Here is a 19,823-nt window from a genome sequence, read left to right on the forward strand (position 1 = left end):
GGCGACGTGCGTTGGAGCTTTCGCCGAGGGGCCCGGGCGGTCGTGGTCGGTCCGGCGCATTGTGGCGGGGGCGCGTCCCGGGTTGGGGTGGGCCGGACCCGTACGCACTCCGGAGAGGCGCCCCATGCTGGACGGCTGCACGCCGTGGCCCGAGGAATTCGTCGACCGGTACTGGATGGGCGGGCACTGGCGCGGCGACACCCTGGACCGGCTCCTGCGCGAGCAGGTGGCCGCGGGCGCGACCCGCACCGCCCTGATCCACGGGGACACGCGCCTCACGTACGGGCAGCTGAACCGGCGCGTCGACCGGATGGCGGCGGGCTTCCGGCTGCGGGGGCTGACGGCCCGGCAGCGGGTCGTGGTCCAACTGCCGGACGTACCGGACTCCGTACTGGCCCTCTTCGCCCTGATGCGGCTCGGGGTGGTGCCGGTGATGTGCCCGATGGCGTACCGGGCGGAGGAGATGGCGCGGGTGGTGCAACTCGCGCAGGCCGTCGGATACGTGGGCCCCTCCTCGTACGAGGGCTTCGACCACACGGCGATGGCGGCCGATCTCGCGCGGGGGCCGTTCCTGCGGCGGGTGTTCACGTGGGAGCCGCCCGGCACGTCGTCGCCGTTCGGAGGTGCGACGGTCGACGGCGCGGGGTGCCACTACTTCCCGCTCGCTTCCTTGGACTCGCCGCCCGAGCCGATGCCGGCGGTGCGCGCCGGGGAGGTGGCGTTGCTGCTGGCGGCCGACCGGGTGCGGTTGGTGCCGCGTACGCACGACGACCTGGCGTGTCAGGTGCGGGTGGTGGGGGAGGCGGTGTCGCTCGGCGAAGGGGACGTGTATCTCGGCGGGGATGTGGTGGGAGTGCTCGGGGCGTTGTTTGCCGGGGCGGCGGTGGTCCTCGCGGAGGACGTCGTGCCGGCGGCCGTGTGCGAAGAGGTGACGGTCGCGGACTCCCCCCGTACCTCCGCGAACGGCGAGTCGAACGGAGTTCGATTCGTACGGGACCACGTGCACAGCACTGTCGAGGGGATCGTGCTGTGCGTGACCGACGGCGGGGCGTGGGTGGTTCCGCCCGGTGATGACGCGCTGGTGGCCGGGGCCGAGGGCGGGACCGGTGAACTCCTCGTGCGCGGACCGCACGTCGTACGCGGGTACTACCGGGAGTCCGGGACGGACCGCTTCAGCGCCGACGGATTCCTTCGTACGGGGATACGGGTGCGGCAGGAGGCCGACGGGCGGCTGGTCCGGGGCTAGCCCGTGGTGCGGAGGGCCTCCACGAGTGCGCCGAGGCTGTCGGTGATCGTGTGGCAGCCCGCCGCCTCCAGGCGTTGTCGGGCCGACTCGGAGCGGGCGTAGCCGATGACCGGCAGGCCCAGCGCGCGGGCCGCTTCGAGCTCGGCCGTCGAGGACGTGACCAGGAGGGTCTCGGCCGGTGCGGTGCCGTTGGCGTCGAGGGCGCGGCGCAGGCACTCCGGGTGCGGCATGAGGCGGGTGAGGTCCGGGCCGCGGCCGTACACACCGGCGCGCAGGGTGCCGCCCAGGCCGCGTGAGTCGAGGAAGGTGGAGGCCACGACCGGCGCGACGTCGGTGACGACACCGACGCGGCGGCCCGTGGAGTGCAGGGCGCGGATCAACTGGTCCGCGTGCGGGGTCGGGTGGGTGGCGGCGGCCGCGTCCAGTTCGAGCCGGGTGAGGCGCTCGGCGACGGATGCGGCGAGGCGGTGCCCGCCGAGGGCCCGCAGCACGTCGAGCGGGTGCGGGTCGCCCTCGTACTGCCGCAGACTCGTGCCCTTGAGGAGCCGGTCGCCGCGCAGGGACTCGTCGGGGCGGCGCAACTCGACGATCAGGGCTGCCAGTTCGCGACTCACCTCGCGGGCGTCCGTGGCGGTGTAGAGCCGGGTGACCGGACCCTCGAAGCCGAGGAGGACGGTGCGGGCCCGGCGGAGGGCGTGGGGGATGTCCGTGGGGTGGGCGGGGGCTTCCGGGGCTTGCGGCTGGACGTTCGGCTGGGTCGTCGGAGGCATGGTGGCCACGGGCGGTGCCTGCGGTGGCTGGGCCAGGCCCGCACCCTGGGCGATGGGCGGGACCGTGGCCAGCCGCACCGCACAGGTCACCGCGAGCCCCGGCACCGGCCACGGCTCGAAGCGGACGGCCTGGACGTCCTGTTGGGCCGCGCCCAGGCGGGCGAGGATGTGGCGGCGGGTGATGCGGCTCAGGACGCGGTGGGCGTGGTCGAGGAGCTGGGCGACGACGGTCGTCACGTTGGCGGCGACGAAGGCGTCGGGGTCCGTGACGTGCCAGGTGAGTTCCATCGAGGCGGTGAAGGGCTGTGCCTCGGCGCTGGGGAGCAGGAGATCGTGCCACTCGCGTTGCACGGTGAGGCTCACCTTGTAGTAGTGCGTCGGGGCGTCCTCGCCGTCGTAGGCGCCAAGGTCCAGCTGTGCGTACACGATCGCTGTCATCGCGTCGGCCCACTCCAGTGGCGCGCGACTCCCGAACCGGAACGGGCCACGGACCAGGTCGTTCGAGGGCGCGGGCGGCTCCGTGTCGGTGGGTCCGGTCGCCGGGCGGAGGGCCGTTGTGGACGTCCGGTGGACGTACGCGACGACCTCGTCCTGTACGGACAGCGGGGTGAAGTCGTGGATCGGGAGAGGGGCGGAGCCGCCCATCGCCTCCTCGTACACCTCCGGTGAGAGGACGACCACCGACTCCGCGGGCGCGGGGGCGATCACGCGCATGGCCTCCCGCATCTGAGGACCGACCGGACGGTAGCCGCGCCAGCACGTGACACGCATGCTCACGCGCGCGGGCAGTTGCGCGCGGAGCTCGCCGAGGTTCGCCAGCAGGGAGCGCAGCAGCGGCAGTACGGAGAGGGAGTCGTCGGCGGTGACGAGGAAGCCGGAGGGATCCCACACCAGTTCGTGGGTGGGCGAGTGGACGATGCCCCTGTTGCGCAGATGCGTCGTGTAGTCGTCGAGGACGCGCATGGCGCGGTCGTGGTCCTCGCTCTCGTCGGTGATCAGTTCGAAGTCGAGGGCGGAACGGCCGAGTTCGGGTGTGGTGAGCAGGTGACTGCGGAGCTCGTTGTGGAGCGCGACCAGTTCGGGGTCGGGCTCGCCTGCGCTTCCGCGCCGGTACTCCTCGTACGAGTCGATCGCCTCACGGATCCGCCCTAGCCCGCGCAACGCGAGCATGTGGGCGCGCCGGAACCCGACGTGGCGCGGGTGGAACCCGAGCGCGTCCGACAGGTCGGCCACGGCCTGCTCGTACGCACCCAGCTCCAGGTCCGCCTCCGCCCGCGCGAGCACGAGCCCGAGCCGCAGCTCCTCGATCGTGCCGCGGACGCGACGGACCGCCGGGCCGCGGAGACCGCTCAAGGGCTCGTCGTCGAAGGCGAACAGGGCCGACTGGATCATGTCGCGCCGGACCTCGCCGGGTCCGGCGTCCTTCAGCAGACCCTGTATCGCGTACAGATCGACCTGCGTGGTGCAGGCCACGACGGCGAAGCTCTCCGCGCCGACGGCGATCACACCCGGGCCGAGGACGCGGCACAGTTCGTCGATGACGGCGAGGACCGCCGAGGTGTCCGCCGGGCGGTCCCAGATGTCCCGGGCCAGTTCGGCGGTGCTGACATGCCGGCCGTGCCGCTCCAGGAGGGCGACGAGGCAGGCGCGGGCCGCGGGCGTGAGCCGGTCCGCGCCCTCGCACAACTGGGCGCCGAGGAGCTGGAATTGCGGGGCGGAGGCGGCGGCGGACTGGATGACGGGCTGGAAGTCGTCGGAGGCGAGGATCCAGATGGAGCCGTCCTGTGCGCGACGCCGGCCGTCGAAGGGGAGTCCGGCCATGCGGTGCCATGACGCCAGTGACCATGGATCGAAGGAGCTGTCGGCGGCGAGTTCCTGCAGCATGGCCCGGAGGCGTTCGGAGTCCCGGCGCAGTTCCCTCCGGTTCGGCTCGTCCATGAAGCCGGAGAGCCGGACCGTACCGTCGGCCGCGTCGATCAGCAGATCGCCCGGCTTGAGCGGTCCGTGTTCGACGCCCTGCATCCGGCAGGCCGTCAGCGCCCTCGCCGTATGGGCGGCGAGGCGGATCAGCAGCCACGGCGGCAGCTTGCCGCCCGCGTGGCGCGCGCCGCGCAGCACGTCACCGAGGCTGACCCCGGGGACCCACTCCTGTGCCACATGCGGGACGTCCTCGTCGTACGTGTGCTGGAGGACCCGGATCACGTTGGGATGCCTGATCTGGGCCATGACGCGGGCGCGGTCGAGCAGGTCCTCGTCCTCGACGGTGCCGCGCCGCGCCGCCGGGAACGCCCGCAACGCGACGTCGCGTTCCTGCAGCACATCGCGCGCGAACCACACGTGCCGGTCGCCGCTGCTCAGGTCCCGCAGCAGCTCGTACTGCCCGGCGATCAGCCGACGGGACGCCGAGGGGCCCGCCGCGGTCCCGCCCATCCGCCGCACACTCTCCGGCCGTACGGACGCCACCTCCGCCCCGGCCGTCGCCGCCCCTCGCCCGTTCCCCCCGGGCACCACCACCGGAATCTCCCCGGCCGCCACCCCCGCCCGCTCATCGATCGGCGCCCCGAGCCGCGCGAGCAGATCCCGGGTCCGCAGCCGCGACGTCTGTGGAAGCGTGCCGAGGAGGACCTCCCGTACTCCGTCACGGAAGGCGTACGTACCGGCCGCGCCGCCCGGGACCGCCCTGAGCAGCCCGCTCAGGATCACCTCCGCGAGATGCCCGGGCTGTGGCCGCGGCTCCAACGCCGCTTGGACCAGGCGCATGTACGGCAGGTGGGGGCGGCCGACCGCGAGGTGGCCCGCGAGGCGGTACGCCTGCGGGGAGGCGATGGAGCGGAAGCGCAGGAGGAGGTCCTCGGGGTCGAGATCCTGCACGTCGGCGTGGCGCACCGGGGCGGGCGGCGTGAGCGGCAGGTGGGCCGCGGCGCCCGGCACAGGACCCGAACCGGCCACCAGGGCCGACCAGTTGGCGAGCCAGGCCGCGGAGGGTTCGAGGACGGGAAGGGGCACCCCGGCCCCGAATGGCTCCGGTGTCGTATACGCCGAGTTGGGCGCCGCGGGCCACGGCGAGGAGAGCGTGGTGGCCGTGGCGGGAAGCGCCGTGGTGCGCCACAGTCGCTCGGGCAGCGGCTGGACGATCGCGACCGGGTGGCGCGCGGCCCATCGGTGCAGCGCCGCGTACCAGCGCGCACCCGCCTCCCCCGCACGCCACTGCGGCCCCATGCAGTCGCTGAGGACGAGGGTGACCGTACGGCCGTCGGCGGGGGCGGCCGCACCGCCGCGCACCTCGCCGGATTCGGTGAGGCGCAGGAGGTCGAGGGTGCGGAAGATGCCCGACTGGCCGAGCACCGTACGCAGTTCGCGCAGCAAGGGGCGCCACACCGGCATCGTGCGGCCCTCGTCGTACACGATCCGCAGCCTGAGCCAGCGCTCCGCCGTCGGCCGCAGCACCGGCAGCCACCACTGCGGCGGCGCCGCGAGCCGCGCGATCCGCTCGGCGGTCGCCGCCTCGTCCACCTCCTGCCCGACGGGCGCGGGCACCCGCCGCTTCAGCGGGCGCAGGGCGCGCTGGAGCGTGAGGGGGTGCGTGAGCATCGGGGGTGCGGGGGCGAGGAGGGACGTGAAGCCGCCGTCGGACGGGTCGGTGCCGGTGTCGGCGCCGTCCGGCTCGGGCAGGTGGACGGGGACGCGTGGGGCGGGTTGTGGGGGTACGGCGGGGTCCGGGGCGGTGGCGGACTTCTCGTGTACGGAGGGCGGGTCACCGAGGTCCTCGGGCGTGGAGCCTGGGGTGGTGGCCTGGGTGGGGAGTTCCGGGCGCGGATCCGTGGGAGCGGGCGCGTCCCGCACCCTCATCTGCTGGGCCAGCCACAGCAGTTCGGCCAGCTCGACGGAGGACGGCCCGCCGCCAGGCTCACTCCCGGCGGCCTCGGTGAGGAGCGCGGAGAGCCGGGAGGCGGGGTGGTCCTCCGCCTCCCGACCGTCCTCAGAAACCGCCATCAGAACCCGCCGTCATCCTGGTGCCCGCGGCTCAGATACGGCATCAGCCGCTCGGCCAGCGCATCGCGTGACGCGCCGTCCAGGCCGGCCGCCTTCGTCAGGTAGATCGCGTTGAGCAACTGGTCCGTGGCGAGTTCGCCCGCGGTGCCTCGGTCCAGGAAGCGGGAGATCAACTCGCGGGCGTACGAGGACGGTTCGCCGAGGTGGGCGCGGACGATCTCCTCCAGGTGGGCCTCGCGCGGCTGGTGCAGTTCCAGGCGCACGCAGCGGCGCAGGAAGGCGGGCGGGAACTCGCGCTCGCCGTTGCTGGTCAGGACCACGAACGGGAAGGCCCGGCAGCGGACGAGGCCCTTCACGACCGTCGCGCGGTCGTCCGTGCCGTCGACGAGCACCGACGCGGTGGGGGTGTGGCGGGCGGCGCGGACCAGCTCCGGGATGTCGTACTGGCCCTCTTCGAGGACGTTCAGGAGGTCGTTGGGCAGATCGAGGTCGCTCTTGTCGATCTCGTCGATGAGCAGGACGCGCGGGCGCCGGTAGGGGAGCAGGGCGGTGCCGAGCGGGCCGAGCCGGAGGTGGTCCTCCAGGTCTCCCGCCACCGAGGCGGGCGCGGAGGCCGGGCCCTCAACCGCGGAAGCCTGCCGCCCTGCCGCGTACATCCGCGACAACGGGTCGTACTGGTACAGCCCGTCGTGCAGCACGGACCGGCTGGTGATGTTCCAGCGCAGGACCGGCCCGAGCCGCAGCTCGTGCGCGACGGCGTACGCCAGCGAGGACTTGCCGCTGCCGGGCGGCCCGGTGACGAGGAGCGGGCGGCGCAGGTACAGCGCGGCGTTGACCAGCTGGACCGCCTCGTCCGTCGCCCGGTACGTACGGGCGCGGTGCCGGCGGTCCGGTGAGGAGGCCGCCGTGTCCTCGCCCTCGGCCGGGGTGCCGAGCGCGGGACCGCCGTCGAACGCGCGCCACGGCGGTGGGTCGGGCAGCGCCTCGATGCCGTCGTGCGGCGTGTTCGAGCCCGTGAAGACGGGCCACAGGGACGCCCCGGCGGGTGCGGGCGGCTGGGACGGCAGGGACGACATCAATACTCCTCGAACGGTGCGTACGGACGACGGCAGCGGCTAGGGCCTGTCCGGCGGATCATGCCTGGGGCGGGCCGGTCTGGCACGCCCATCTGCTGCGTTGTCGTCACTCGCCGACGCTCCGCGTCGACTCCCTCCTCCGCCTTGCAGCTGCACGCGCCAGACCGCCCCTCACCAGTCCGTTCAAGGCGCCGCGGACCGACGGCGGCATGATCCGCCGGACAGGCCCTAGCCAACCGGCGAGCCCGTGAACGGTGCCGTCTCCGGCAGTGCCCGCGGGTCCTCCCACAGCAGGGACAGGTCATGCGCCCAGTGCGCGGGCCCGTCCTGCGGTCCGGAGTCGAACGCGTCAAGTCTCAACTCGTAGACCGCATCGGGCAGTTCCCCGGGCGGAAGATGCGCGAGCCGCTCGGCGAGCCGGTCCAGGAACTCCTTGCCCGAGCAGGCGTCGTGCGGCCCGCCCCCGCAGCCGTTCCGCGGCCAGATCACCGCGGGCACCGGTGCGTTGAGCCCCGCCCGGAACGCCTCGCGCGCACGGCCGGGCGGTGCGCCGAGGCCGAGCAGGTCCACGCCGCGGCGCAGCCCGATCGTCAGGCTCACCGAGTCGCCGGCGGGGGCGCCGCAGCCGATCCGGTGGAGCCGCGCGTCCGCCCGCCCGTCGAGCTCCTGCCATTTGCGCCGCAGCTTGTGCTGGAGCATCCCGCTGCGACGCCGCTCCAGCTCCACGACGACGACCGGCGCGAACGAGCCCAGCGGCGTCGGATCGTCCTCGCTGCGCTGCCAGTGCACGACATCGGTGTTGAGCCACTTGCGCGGCAGGACGAACGCGATGAGCTCCCGGCCGTCCAGATCCACTTCGCGGTACGCGTCGTCGATCCGCTCCAGGATGTAGGGCCGCACCTCGCGCGTGGTGAGGGTGCGCTGGCCGATGATGTGGCGGTGTTCCCCGTTGTACGCGGACACCTCGACGAGGAAGCGGTCCTCGCCCGAGCCGCTCGGCGCGACCTCGACCAGCACGGGCGACCAGCGGCCGCCGCCGGAATCCGGTCGTCCCGGCGCGCGCCCCACCGTCCGCAGGGCCGTACGCGTGGGGGCGTCCTCCGCGTAGTCCGCGAGCCGTGCCGTGAACCGGGCGAGCACTGCCGCGTCCCCGATCTCGGAGAGCAGATACCAGGCCGCGTCCCACAGCGACCCGAGCCGCCGTACGGGAGGCGGCGGCCCGTGCGGGCCCACCGCGTGCCGGTACAACTGCTCGGGTGTGGGCCCCGTACCGGAGCAGGACGCCTCCGCCTTGTCGAGCAGGCCCCGCAGCCGCTCCTTCTCCGGCGGGGTGAACCCGGCCGTCGGGATCAGGTCGCCGAGCCGCGGCCAGTAGCGCGCCATGATCGGCGCGGGCAGCATCCGCCCGTTGCGGATCTGCGGATTGCGCTCCGCGGACGTCACCATCCCCACCACTTCGCCGCTGTGCGCCAGCGTCACCGCGGCGCCGCTGAACCCCGGCGCGAGGGGCTGTCCGGCCGGGCCCCAGGCCTCCAGCTGCACCCACTCCTGCGTGATCAACTGGCTGCCGGTGGCCCGGTATTCGGCGAGCACCCCTTCCTCGTACGACTTGGGGAACCCGTAGGCGAGCAGGCGCGGCGGCGGGTCGGCGTAGGCCCCGGACGGTGCGGCGAACACGGCGGGCGGCACGGACACGGGCTCCGCGAGTTCGAGGACGGCGAGATCGCCCGGGTCCGCCCCGCCCGCCCAGCCTCCGTGCGCGACGACCCGCGCGTCGAGCCGCTCGGCGCACACCTGCGGGAACGTGACGGCGACGGCCTGGGCCTCATGGCTGCGTACGACATGCGCGCAGGTCAGGACGTGCCGGTCGGTCACCAGGAACCCCGCGCCGAAGTCCTTCCCGCACAGGATCCTGGCCTGCCAGGCCGCGCTCATGCCCGTGGGGCGGGCGGTGCCGGGGGAGCGGGCGGGGTGTGCGCGGGAGGGCCGGGCGGCTGGGGCGGGGTGACGATCGCGGCGCCTTCGATGCTGTCGGCGGCGGCGACGGGCTGCCCCACGACCGTGAACTGGCTCTGCTGCCCCGGCGACCAGGTCAGCTTCACCACGAGATGGCCCTCCATCGCGCTCTTCGCGATCAGCGCACCCGCCTCCGCGGTCAGCTTCACACCGAACTCGATCTCCACCGAGTCCGGCCGCAGCGACCCGTCACGGAACACCCGGAGCGCCGACTCGGCCGCGGACCGCACCCCGGACAGCGAGTCCTCGAACGTACGGGAGGCGCGCACCGCCCCGTCCGCGCCGCTGACCAGCTGCTGCCCCTCGTCGTCGGCTGCGAAGTCCACCGGGACGAGCGAGCCGTCCTCGGTGCTGAATTCCAGGTACTCGCCCATGCCCTCGGCCCCCGTCACCCTGTGCTGGTGATTGTGCTTGTGATCGATGCCCCATTGTGGCCCAACGGGCGCATGACCGGGTTCCGTTGCACACGAAGGCGCCGCCTCCCCTGGGACGGGGGAGGCGGCGCCGTGCGTGACTCCAGGGGCCGGATCTCGGTCAGGCCCTCGGGTCGGACCGTCGGGTCAGACCAGCCAGCCGAGGAAGTTGGCGAGACCGGCGACGATGTTGGTGATGACGTTCATGGTGATGCGTTCTCCTTGTGGTGCTGCTGAGTTGGGACAGCGCTCCGGTGCCGTATGGGACATGCGCCGGGGCGGACGCAATTACGGTCTGCAGCCCGTTGCTTGCGCACCGTAAGCATCGTTGATCCCACAAGGTGAAAGCAATCTCAGCCGAGCCGATCACCTGTTCCGGGGAGCAACTGTTCGCGTGTTCGGGCGAGTTGGGCTGCGCGGACCGCTCAGGCCCTAACCCTCCGCGATCCCGCGGATCACACCCAGGTCCACCAAGTCCTGTGGCCTGATGCGCAGTTCATCGGCGGTGGCGTGCACCTCGCTCTGCGGACGCTTGAGGATCGCGGCCGCCAGCTCGGGGGCGATCACCGAGAAGTAACTCGACGGTGTGGCCCACGTGTTGCCCGGCGCCGCGAGCGCCAGCGCCCCGCCCGAACCGCCCTCCCCGATCACCAGCGTCGTCACCGGCACCCGCGCCGAGGCCATCGCCGCGAACACCTCCGCGATCGCCGGGCCGGCCCCCGCCGCCTCCGCCGCCGCGTCGTTCGCGGCGCCCGGTGTGTCGACCAGGGTGAGGACCGGGAATCCGAGCCGTTCCGCGAGCCGGATCAGCCGGGCCGCCGTGCGGTAGCCCGCGGGCCGGGTCGCCGTGCCGCACTGCGCGGCGTACGCGACAGTCCGCCCGTCGCGCCGCCCGAACCCGCACCGCATCCCCGGATCGCGCCCGCCCGCGCGGTCGCCCGAGAGCTCGGCGCGCTCGCTGAAGTACGCGTCCAAGTAGGCGTCCGCGCGCGGCCGTCCGGGCGCACGGGCCGCCTCGACGGCCGCCCAGCCCGTCTCCGTACGCCCTAGGTCGCCGAGCGCCCGTGGGACCTCGGCCGCCGGACCCGCGGGCCCGGTCAGCAGCCGCAGCCGCAGCGCGACCTCCGCGCGCAGTTCCTCCGCGCGGACCACCGCGTCCACATGCCCGTGCGCGAACTGCGCCTCCGCGGTGTACGCCGCCGGATCCGCGTCCGCGGGCCGCACCCGCGACCCCGCGAAGCCCACCTGCGCGCCGGGCAGCGCCAGCGTCATGTCCGCGCCGGCGCCCAGGGTCGCCCAGCCGCCGCCCGTTGTCGGGTCGCGCAGGACCGCGAGCTGCGGAAGCCCGGCCTCCGCGGTGAGCGCCGACTGCCGGGCCACGCGCTGGAGCTGGGTGAGGGCGAGCATGCCCTCCTGCATCCGGCTGCCGCCCGTCGCCACCAGCGAGACGACGGGGAGACGGTGCGCGCGGGCCTCCTCGTACGCGGCCTCGATCAGATCCCCGGTCCGCGTGCCGAGCGAACCACCGAGGAACCCGAACTCGAACGCGATCACCACCGTCTCCACCCCGCCGACCACGGCCCGCCCGCACACCACGGACTCGCGCTCCCCGGTGCGGTCGGCGGCGCGCGCGAGGGAGGCGCCGTAGCCCTGCCAGTCCAGGGGGCCGTCGGGTTTGCCGGGGCCGCCCGGGGCGGGGAGTCCGGTGAAATCGTCGGTGAGGAGGGCCAGGGCCTCGCGTGCGGTGAGGCGAAGAGGGGGCGTGGCGCCGGGCTCAGACATGGAGCGCCTTCTTCATGATCTTGCCCATGTCGTTGCGGGGCAGCTCGGCGAGGTGGTGGACGACGCGCGGCCGCTTGTGCGGCGCGAGCTGCGCGGCGACGTGGTCCGCCAACTCACCGACGGAGGGCGGCTGTTCGGGATCGCTTGGCACGATCCACGCCACGATCCGCTCCCCGAGATCCGGGTCCGGCTCACCCGTCACCGCGACGTCCCGTACCCCCGGATGCTCCAGGAGGACGTTCTCGATCTCGCCCGCCCCGATCTTGTACCCACCGCTCTTGATCAGGTCGGTGGCCTTGCGCCCCACGATCCGTACGTTGCCGTCCTCGTCCTGCACCGCCATGTCCCCCGTACGGAACCAGCCGTCCTCGGTGAAGGCGGCGGCCGTCGCGTCGGGACGGTTCAGATACTCGGTGAAGAGGTTCGCCCCACGAACCTGAACCTCCCCCACCGTCTCGTAGTCACCGCCGCACTCCCTCCCCTCCTCATCGACGAGCCGGAGCTCGACCCCTCCCAGCGGACGGCCCACCGATCCGGGCCGGTTCTCGCCGTCGAACCCCATCGCGGTGTTCATCAGGGTCTCGGTCATCCCGTACCGCTCGATGACGTTCCGCCCGGTCGCCGCCCGGATCCGGCTGTGATCGCGCTGCGGCAGCGCGGCCGACCCGGACACGAGCAGCCGCGCCCCGGACAGCGCCTTCGCCAGCGCCGGATCGCCCTCGACGGTCTCGGCGATCCGGTGATACATCGTCGGCACCCCGAACAACATGGTCGCGCCGGCGCTCAACTCCCGCGCCACCCCGTCCGTACTGAACCGCCCCAGATGCCGCACCGTCCCACCGCGCCGCAGCGGCCCGAGCACCCCGAGGATCAGCCCGTGCACATGGAACAACGGCAGCCCGTGCACGAGCACGTCCTCCGCGGTCCACTCCCACGCCTCGGCGAGCGCGTCGAGCGTGGCGACGAGCGCGCGGCGGGGCAGCACCGTGCCCTTGGGCGGGCCGGTGGTGCCGGAGGTGTACACGATCAGCGCGGGGCGCTCGGGCGCGGGCTCCGGCCAGGCGTCGCCCGGCTCGTACGCGCCGGAGGCCTCCACTTCGATACGGGGCAACGCGGCCAGAGCGCCGGGCAGTACGTCGCCCCGCCCGGCCAGCACCAGCGCCGGCTCACTGTCGGCCACGATATGAGTGAGCTCCCGCTCCCCGACCTTCGGATTGACCGGCACGGCCGGAACCCCGGCCAGCAAGGCCGCCACGACGGCGACCGAGGTCTCCACGGTGGGGGTCGCCCACACGGCAACCCGGCTTGCCCCCTTCAGCTGTGTGGCCAACGCCCCGGCCGAGTGGGCCAACTCCTCATACGACAGCGTGCGTTCACCGAAGGCGAGGGCGGGTCGCGCGGAGGCCGCGGTTGGCTCGCTCCCCGCGGAAGCGGCGGCCAGGGCGGGGAACAGAGGCGGGGTGCGGTCACTCACGTGGGGTACTCCCATTCGTCGGAGACGGGTCGGGGCTTCCTCGGGCGCATCAGCCGAATCCTGGCACTACCAGTGGCGCACGACGGCAGCACGTGGCCGTCCTCACACCTGCGCGGGCACGACTCTGTTCATCGCGTCTCACAGGCCTCACCATGCACGGGACCGCTACTCGTGCGTAACCGTCTTTGACCAAGGGGGAGTTGTCCGTGCTGCGTTCTCGTTCCCGCTTCCGTTCCCGTTCCCGCCTCCGTCGTGCCCTGATGTCCGTCCTCGCCGCGGCCCTGCTGGGGCTGACCGGTGCCGCCCCGGCCCAAGCCGCACCGGACCAGACCCGCGCCGCCCGCAACCCCGTCATCTTCGTCCACGGCTACAACGCCGACCCCGGCGTCTGGGGCTCCCTGCGTGCCGACTTCACCGCCTCCGGCTACACCGACGCCGAGCTCTTCTCCTGGGGTTACGACACGGACCAGTCCGTGAACGAGACGCTCGCGGGCCAGTTCGGCGCGTACGTCGACGAGGTCCGTACGCGGACGGGCGCCTCCCAGGTCGACATCGTGGCCCACTCCTTCGGCAGCCTCGTCACCCGCTGGTACATCAAGCACGGCGGCGGGGAGGACGCGGTCGACGACTGGGTCTCGCTCGCCGGACCCAACCACGGCACCAGCACCGCGTGGGCCTGCGCCCTCTGGTCCCAGGCGTGCCGCGACATGACCCCCGGCTCGTACGTGCAGGACGGTCTTGCGGAGGACGACGAGACTCCGGGGTCCGTCTCGTACGCGACGTTCTGGTCCAACTGCGACGAGGTCATCAACCCGGACAGCAGCGTCCCGCTCGCGGGCGCGACGAACGTGGCGGCCGGCTGCCTGGAGCACAACGACTTCCTGGGCGACGACGCGGTGTCGAAGGGGGTACGGGACTTCGTGCGCTGAGCGCGCCCTATTCGCTGACCGCCCCTTGGTGGAGCGGCGCGCCGAAGCGGGCCAGCAGATGCCAGACCCGCTTCAGCGCCTGCTCATCGTGCGTACCCGACCGGGACGCCGCCCCGATGACCGCCGGGTCCAGGAAGCCGTCGACCGCGAGCGCGAGGCCGAGGTCCACGAACTCCTGGCCCCGGTAGTCCCCATGGCGCGCCAACTCCTCGGCTGACAGCCGGAACCCTCCGTGGAACTCCACGGGACAGCCGAGCCGCCGTCCTGCCGCCTCCACCTCCGTACCCCGGAAGCAGGGGTCGAGGACCAGTGCCTCCACGTCGCCCGCGTACCGCACCGGACCGTGCACCTGACTCTCGATGTAGTCATCGAGCGCGTCCTGTTCGTCGGCGAGGGCGAGGGGGATGAGCGCGCAGGCCTCTGCGACCCCGAAGTCCTCCGGCTCCAGGAAGCTGTCCGGGTAGCAGTGCGTGGTGCGGGCGAGCGCGCCGGCCGTCAGGCGCAGGTGCGCGGAGCCGAAGCGGGGCGCGGCTCCGGTGGGCCGGGCGCGGAAGTTGAGCGCGCCGTACACCGGACGTTCCATGGCCGGGGCGTCGTCGTAGACGCCGCCGAAGATCCGGCTCTCCCAGCGCCACCGGTCCCCGCCCTTGTACGCGGTGAGTCCGCCGTTGCTGGTCCCGGTCACGAACTGCGAGTGGTACGCGCCCTGTGCGGCCATCGCGTCGAGAATCGGCGTGCCGTCGGCGGTCAGCCGGTCGGGGTGGAAGTTCAGCGTGATCCGCAGGCCCGCGTCGATCGGCCCGCCGCGCGCCAGCCCCGCCACATGGTCGAGGGCCCGCCGTACCCGCCCACCCGCAACCCACGTCTCCGTACTCACTGGTTCCCCTCGCTCCTCACTGCTTCCCCGCCCTGAACCGGACGGCTGCATCCTCCACGGCCCGGTCGATCACCCGCTCCCGCTCCTCGGGAGCCGCCCGCTTCACGGCCGCACTCAGCCGCTGTGCCTCCTCCGTGCTCGGCAGGAACCCCACCAGGAGCAGCGGAAGCAGCTTCCTGCGGACGAGAAGCTCGGTGGCGGACGTCATGTGCGGCCGCCGTACGACGGACACATTCACGCGTACGGCGTGTTCGTTGCCCGGCGGCGCACCCGGCCGGTCCGTCTCGACGGCCGCGTACCGAAACCCATGCGCCCGCTCGCACTCGACGCACCCCACGGGCCCGCGCCCCAGCCGCCGCCCGCACTCCGCACACACCAGCCGGTCGTACGCGCCGTCGACCACGCGCCAGTCGTACCGGTCCGGCTCCCCGGCGACCATCCCGGCCAGCTCGCGCTCCTCGCCTTCGCCGCCCCACCGCCGGACGAACGCGCCCCACTCCTCCTCGACGATCCCGTCGACCAGATCCCGACACGCCTCGCACTCCGGCGCACCGCCGTACGCGTACCCACCGCACTCGGCACACCGCCGCAACGCGTCCCCGATTCCCGGCCTCACCACCATGACCTGGACTATCTCCCAGGTGGGGCGGCCGATGGAATCGGTTTACGCGTGCGGCCGGTGACTGACGTCCTGCAACAACCCCCACGTGAAGTCCCCGACGTACGGCCTGCGCACCCCGCCCGCATCCGGCGCCTCGAACGCAAGCCGCCAGCGCGTGGGCGCCGAGCCCTCCAGCAACCGGGCGGGCGGGAACGCGCGGCCCACCTCGTCCACGGTGGCCGACCAGGGCCGCAGATCCTCAACCGTCCGCAGCTCGGGCCCCGCGGCCTCGGGAGCCCTGATCAGCCACTCATTGCCCACCGCCGCCCCACCGGGCGCGAGCAACACCTCGAACCGCAGCTCCGGCCACAACTGCACGGCCCACAACAACGCCTCACACTCCAGATCCCCGACCTGCCGCCGGATCCGGGCCCCGGGCGCCCCGAGCACCGACCGATACCGCGCCACGGCCCCCCGCCCACGCGGCGCCCGCACCATCGCCTGCCACCGCCGATTGGCCTCCCGCATCTCCGCCTGAGAAACCCCGAGCTCACGCCGCGCCTCATCGACGAGAACGGGGTTGTAGTCGGCCATGCGCCGGAGGAGGATCAGCTGGAAGTCGAGGGGGCCGAAGGGGGGTGGGGTGGTGGCTGAGGGGCGGGGCATGGGGGCCAGTTTCGCAGGCGCCTGCACCTGATGACCGACGGTCGAGGTCTGGGTAGAATAGATCTACGTAGACAGAATCTACATAGAATCCATCTACCTAAACGGACCGAGCATGTCGACCACATTCGTCGGGCGCACCACCGAGCTGAACCTCCTCCGCAAGCGCATGGAGCGCGTCACCCGGACCGGGTCCGCCGCCGCCGTGGCCCTCCGTGGTCGTCGGCAGGTCGGGAAGTCGCGCCTCGTCCAGGAGTTCTGCGACCGAGCCGGAGTGCCGTACGTGTACTTCACCGCGACCAAAGGCGCGTCCCCGGTCGAAGGCGTACAGGAGTTTCTCGCGGAGCTCCGCGCCTCATCGCTCCCCGCCGAACGCGACCTGATCCCCGAGGTGGGCGTCGGTGTCACCTGGCCCGACGCGTTCCGGGTGCTCGCGTCCGTGCTGCCCGCATCGCCCTGTGTCGTAGTCCTGGACGAGCTGCCCTGGCTCGCCGAGCAGGACTCCGTGTTCGACGGGGCGCTGCAGACCGCATGGGACCGCCTTCTCGCGCAGCGTCCCGTCCTGCTGCTCCTGCTCGGCAGCGACCTGCACATGATGGAGCGGCTCACGGCGTACGACCGGCCCTTCTACGGCCGTGCCGACAGCCTGGTGCTCGGTCCCCTCAATCCCGCCGAGGTCGCGGACGCCCTCGGGCTCGGTCCCGCCGAAGCCATCGACGCCCACCTCGTCTCCGGGGGGCTGCCCGGCATCCTCCGGGCCTGGCCGCACGGGACTCCCGCCCTCCCGTTCATCGAGGCCGAGTGCGCCGACCCGGCCTCCCCGCTTTTCGGGGTGCCGGAGGCGGCGCTCATGGCGGAGTTTCCCGCGCCGGATCAGGCTCGGCGGGTGCTTGAGGCCATCGGCAGTGGCGACCGCACACATGGGGCCATCGCGGCGACCGCGGGCAGTCAGGCCGGGGCGCTGCCGTCGGGCGTTCTGTCGCCGATACTGCGCCGGCTGACGGACGAGAAGCGTGTACTCGCCGTGGACTCACCGCTCTCGGTGAAGCCGGGCAAACCCGCGCTGTACCGGGTCGCGGACACCAATCTGCGCTGGTATCTCGCGGCACTGCGCACTGCACAGGAACAGAGCCGCCGTGGCAGACCGGAGGCCGCGTTCCGGATCGTCGAGCGCCGCTGGGCGAGCTGGCGGGGCCGCGCCGTGGAGCCCATGATCCGTGAGTCGCTCCAACTCGCAGCAGGAGCAGGAGAGTTGCCGTGGCCGGAGGTGGAACACGTCGGCGGCTGGTGGAACCGCCAGTTCTCCCCGGAGGTCGACCTGATCGGTGCGGATCGCTCACCCGTAGCAGGCCGGATCCACTTCGCGGGCTCCGTGAAGTGGCTCGCTTCCCCATTCGACCGCCACGACCTCACGTCGCTCCAGCAGGGAGCGTCCCAGGTCCCGGGCTTCGAACTGACCGAATCCGGCCTGGTGGTCGTCTCGTTGGGTGGGATCGGCGACGGTGTTGATCCGGGCGATCCGGGGCTTGTCTGGGGGCCCGGTGACGTTATGGAGGCGTGGAGGGGCTGAGACTGCTCAAGCCGCCCGTCCGACGCGGTGGCGGGAGCTTTCACTCGCGGTTGTCGGCCTCCGTTGACGGTAGTGCCAGGACCGCCCAGACCGTCTTGGTGACGCCGCCCCTGCGTTCACGGACGCCCCACTCCTTGCTGAGTGCGCTCACCAGCACGAGGCCGCGGCCCTCCTCGGCGAGTGGGTGCTTCGGGAGTGGGTGGGGCAGGCGTTCGGGGCGGGGGTCGGAGAGGTCCACGGTCAGGTGCGTGGTGGTCAGGGTGAGGTGGAGTTCGAAGTCGCGGCCCGGGACGCGACCGTGTGTGACGGCGTTCGTGGCGAGTTCGGCGACGACGAGGGCTGCGGTGTCGGAGGCCGGGGTGGCGTGGGGGATGCCCCAGTCGGCCAGTTGTTGCACGGTCAGGCGCCTGGCGAGGCGGGCGCCGCGTGGGGTCGCGCTGAAGCGCTGGGTGAAGGTCAAGTCGGCTGCCGGGGTGGGGATTTCGAGGTTCATGTCACCGAGCGTGGTGGGTCGCGCTTACGCTGACCAGGAGTGACGGGGCGACGGAGCGTGACCGTACGGGTGCGGTCGGGTGCTGTACGGCTCGTCGGGCGTGACCATTTCGGGCGGGCGCGAAGGCGGTACGGATATGGCGTACGCGAAGGGGGAACGCAGGCCGGAACGGCCTGCCGAAACCGACGGCACGGCGCACTTGTTCAGCGCACTGGGGCGGCAGATCAAGCTTCTGCGGGAAGCGGCCGGGCTGCAGCAGAAGCAGCTCGGGGCCGAGGTGCACGTCGGCGAGGATCTCGTCTCGGCGATCGAACGGGGCGTACGGACTCCGCAGCCGGACTTTCTGGAGCGGGTGGATGAAGTCCTGCGTGCGGGTGGGCTGTTGAAGGTGCGATTCCTGATGTGCGGGAGGCGCTGAAGAAGGCTCGGACGCGGCATCCGGAGTGGTATCGGGGATACGCGGAGTTGGAGGCGGAGGCGGTCGAGCTGCACTTCTATGCGAATCAGGGGGTGCCGGGGCTGCTGCAGATTGCTGAGCACGCGCACGTGGTGTTCTCGCATCGGCGACCGCTTCTTGATGAGCTCACTATTGAGAAGCGGGTTGCGGACCGGCTCGATCGGCAGAGAGTCTTCGAGCGTCTGCCGATGCCTCCGATCAGTTACGTACTGGAGGAAGCCATCCTTGACCGTCCGATCGGCGGGCAGGCGGTCCATGGCGCGCAGTTGAGGCGCATCCTGGAGGTGGCGGGGATGCGCAATGTGGAACTGCAGGTCATGCCCACCGGCTGCAGGGAACACCCGAACCTGGACGGCGCGTTCAACTTGCTGATCCCCAATGGGCAGGACCATCCCATCGCATACACGGAGGTTCAGGAGTACCCGAGGCTGATCACCGATCCGCCGGAGGTCAGGCTGATCGTGGATCGCTATGGGATCATGCGCGCGATGGCCCTCACCCCGAGTGAGTCCCGGGCTCTGATCGAGAGGAAACTGGGCGAGCGATGAACACCACCGAAGAACTGGTCTGGTTCAAGTCGAGCCACAGCGGTGGCGGCGGCGGCGAATGCATCGAGATTGCCGCCCGCCCCCACGCAATCCACATCCGCGACTCCAAGCAGCCCGAAGCCGCCCAGCTGACCACAACCCCCGCCGGCTGGACGGCATTCGTGGCATACGCGTGCGGGGCGTCCTCGGACTAGGAGGCGCCCTCCCCGTACCACCCCGCGATCTCCTTCGAGGAAGGCCACCGGCTGTACGTCGGCGACTGGGGCCAGCCCTCCGGGACGTCCTGCCATTCCTCCTGGCGGCCGTACGGGAGGACGTCGATCAGGGCGAAGGTGTGGCTGAGCTGTTCCGTGCCGCGGCCGTCCGTGTGCCACGTGCGGTAGACCTTGTCGCCGTCGCGGAGGAAGACGTTGACCGCGAAGCCCGCGCCCGGCGGGGCGCCGACGTCCGCGCCGAAGGGGCTGTCGGCCGTGGAGTACCAGGTCATCTTGTTGCCGACGCGCTCCTTGTACGCCAGGGCCTCGTCGATGGGGCCCTGTGTGACGATCACGAAGCGGGCGTCGTGCGCGGCCAGGAAGTCCAGGCGGGTGAACTGGGAGGTGTAGCCCGTGCAGCCCGGGCACTGCCATTCCTTGTCCGGGAACCACATGTGGTTGTAGACGATGAGCTGCGAGCGGCCGTCGAAGAGGTCGACGAGGCGGACGGGTCCTTCGGCCGACTGCAGGGTGTAGTCGGGCATCTCCACCATCGGCAGGCGGCGGCGCTGGGCCGCGATCGCGTCGAGCTCGCGGGTGGCGGCCTTCTCGCGTACGCGCAACGCGTCCAGTTCGGTCTGCCAGGTCTTGGCGTCCACGATGGGCGGCAGCGCAGTCTTCTGGTCGGTCATGGTGCGGTGGTCCTTCCGTGTACCCATGG

Annotated in this window: 16 protein-coding genes and 1 pseudogene; 5 read left to right on the forward strand and 12 right to left on the reverse strand. The window is 72.4% G+C overall.

Going from position 1 to position 19,823, the window contains the following annotated elements:
- The first annotated feature begins 124 nt into the window (after positions 1 to 124).
- Positions 125 to 1,246, forward strand: a complete 1,122-nt coding sequence (locus tag ACIBI4_RS26810) for an AMP-binding protein (protein ID WP_399206605.1) — start codon at positions 125 to 127, stop codon at positions 1,244 to 1,246.
- On the opposite strand, the gene ACIBI4_RS26815 is transcribed toward ACIBI4_RS26810, so the two are convergent.
- The 7 genes from ACIBI4_RS26815 to ACIBI4_RS26845 all read right to left on the reverse strand — a co-directional run bounded on the left by ACIBI4_RS26815 (position 1,243) and on the right by ACIBI4_RS26845 (position 12,770).
- The gene (locus tag ACIBI4_RS26815) at positions 1,243 to 6,009 is read right to left on the reverse strand and encodes an SAV_2336 N-terminal domain-related protein (protein ID WP_399206606.1); all 4,767 of its coding nucleotides are present in this window, start codon (positions 6,007 to 6,009) and stop codon (positions 1,243 to 1,245) included. The genes ACIBI4_RS26810 and ACIBI4_RS26815 overlap by 4 nt on opposite strands.
- Positions 6,009 to 7,085, reverse strand: coding sequence for an AAA family ATPase (locus ACIBI4_RS26820; RefSeq protein ID WP_399206607.1), 1,077 nt, complete (start codon positions 7,083 to 7,085; stop codon positions 6,009 to 6,011). Before ACIBI4_RS26820 ends, ACIBI4_RS26815 begins: the two co-directional genes overlap by 1 nt.
- A 228-nt stretch (positions 7,086 to 7,313) precedes the next feature.
- On the reverse strand, positions 7,314 to 9,020 hold the full coding sequence (locus tag ACIBI4_RS26825) for a trypsin-like peptidase domain-containing protein (RefSeq protein ID WP_399206608.1): 1,707 nt from the start codon (positions 9,018 to 9,020) through the stop codon (positions 7,314 to 7,316).
- Positions 9,017 to 9,493, reverse strand: coding sequence for a CU044_2847 family protein (locus tag ACIBI4_RS26830; protein WP_399206609.1), 477 nt, complete (start codon positions 9,491 to 9,493; stop codon positions 9,017 to 9,019). Before ACIBI4_RS26830 ends, ACIBI4_RS26825 begins: the two co-directional genes overlap by 4 nt.
- A 168-nt stretch (positions 9,494 to 9,661) precedes the next feature.
- Positions 9,662 to 9,784, reverse strand: coding sequence for a hypothetical protein (locus ACIBI4_RS26835; RefSeq protein WP_399206610.1), 123 nt, complete (start codon positions 9,782 to 9,784; stop codon positions 9,662 to 9,664).
- 162 nt (positions 9,785 to 9,946) lie between these two features.
- Positions 9,947 to 11,296 carry a carboxyl transferase domain-containing protein gene (locus ACIBI4_RS26840; protein WP_399206611.1) on the reverse strand — a complete coding sequence of 450 codons (1,350 nt, stop codon included), beginning with the start codon at positions 11,294 to 11,296 and terminating at the stop codon, positions 9,947 to 9,949.
- Positions 11,289 to 12,770: an acyl-CoA synthetase gene (locus ACIBI4_RS26845; protein ID WP_399206612.1), complete on the reverse strand. Its 1,482-nt coding sequence runs from the start codon at positions 12,768 to 12,770 to the stop codon at positions 11,289 to 11,291. The genes ACIBI4_RS26840 and ACIBI4_RS26845 overlap by 8 nt, the downstream gene beginning before the upstream one ends.
- Positions 12,771 to 13,030: 260 nt before the next feature.
- On the opposite strand from ACIBI4_RS26845, the gene ACIBI4_RS26850 reads away from it, so the two are divergent.
- Complete coding sequence (locus tag ACIBI4_RS26850) at positions 13,031 to 13,699, forward strand: esterase/lipase family protein (RefSeq protein WP_399206613.1); 669 nt, start codon at positions 13,031 to 13,033, stop codon at positions 13,697 to 13,699.
- A gap of 7 nt (positions 13,700 to 13,706) precedes the next feature.
- Here the strand turns inward: ACIBI4_RS26850 and ACIBI4_RS26855 are convergent, their stop codons facing one another.
- The 3 genes from ACIBI4_RS26855 to ACIBI4_RS26865 all read right to left on the reverse strand — a co-directional run bounded on the left by ACIBI4_RS26855 (position 13,707) and on the right by ACIBI4_RS26865 (position 15,843).
- Positions 13,707 to 14,495, reverse strand: a complete 789-nt coding sequence (locus tag ACIBI4_RS26855) for a DUF3626 domain-containing protein (protein WP_399206656.1) — start codon at positions 14,493 to 14,495, stop codon at positions 13,707 to 13,709.
- Positions 14,496 to 14,592: 97 nt separating this feature from the next.
- On the reverse strand, positions 14,593 to 15,198 hold the full coding sequence (locus ACIBI4_RS26860) for a hypothetical protein (RefSeq protein WP_399206614.1): 606 nt from the start codon (positions 15,196 to 15,198) through the stop codon (positions 14,593 to 14,595).
- A gap of 42 nt (positions 15,199 to 15,240) precedes the next feature.
- The gene (locus ACIBI4_RS26865; protein ID WP_399206615.1) at positions 15,241 to 15,843 is read right to left on the reverse strand and encodes a hypothetical protein; all 603 of its coding nucleotides are present in this window, start codon (positions 15,841 to 15,843) and stop codon (positions 15,241 to 15,243) included.
- A gap of 112 nt (positions 15,844 to 15,955) precedes the next feature.
- Between ACIBI4_RS26865 and ACIBI4_RS26870 the strand changes: the two genes are divergently transcribed.
- Entirely contained in the window at positions 15,956 to 17,410 is a 1,455-nt protein-coding gene (locus ACIBI4_RS26870; protein WP_399206616.1) for an ATP-binding protein, read from the forward strand.
- A 40-nt stretch (positions 17,411 to 17,450) separates the two neighbouring features.
- Here ACIBI4_RS26870 and ACIBI4_RS26875 read toward each other — a convergent pair whose 3' ends face one another.
- Positions 17,451 to 17,903 (reverse strand): ATP-binding protein, encoded by a 453-nt coding sequence (locus tag ACIBI4_RS26875; protein ID WP_399206617.1) that lies wholly within the window; start codon positions 17,901 to 17,903, stop codon positions 17,451 to 17,453.
- Between the two features lie 136 nt (positions 17,904 to 18,039).
- Between ACIBI4_RS26875 and ACIBI4_RS26880 the strand changes: the two are divergent.
- Positions 18,040 to 18,908 (forward strand): annotated as a pseudogene (locus ACIBI4_RS26880) (Scr1 family TA system antitoxin-like transcriptional regulator).
- Positions 18,905 to 19,102: a DUF397 domain-containing protein gene (locus tag ACIBI4_RS26885; protein ID WP_399206618.1), complete on the forward strand. Its 198-nt coding sequence runs from the start codon at positions 18,905 to 18,907 to the stop codon at positions 19,100 to 19,102. The pseudogene ACIBI4_RS26880 and the gene ACIBI4_RS26885 overlap by 4 nt, the downstream one beginning before the upstream one ends.
- On the opposite strand, the gene ACIBI4_RS26890 is transcribed toward ACIBI4_RS26885, so the two are convergent.
- Complete coding sequence (locus tag ACIBI4_RS26890; protein WP_399206619.1) at positions 19,099 to 19,794, reverse strand: DUF899 domain-containing protein; 696 nt, start codon at positions 19,792 to 19,794, stop codon at positions 19,099 to 19,101. The two genes, ACIBI4_RS26885 and ACIBI4_RS26890, sit on opposite strands and share 4 nt — an antisense overlap.
- Positions 19,795 to 19,823: the final 29 nt, after the last annotated feature.

Source organism: Streptomyces sp. NPDC050418, assembly GCF_044458745.1.
In the GTDB taxonomy this organism is placed as follows: domain Bacteria; phylum Actinomycetota; class Actinomycetes; order Streptomycetales; family Streptomycetaceae; genus Streptomyces.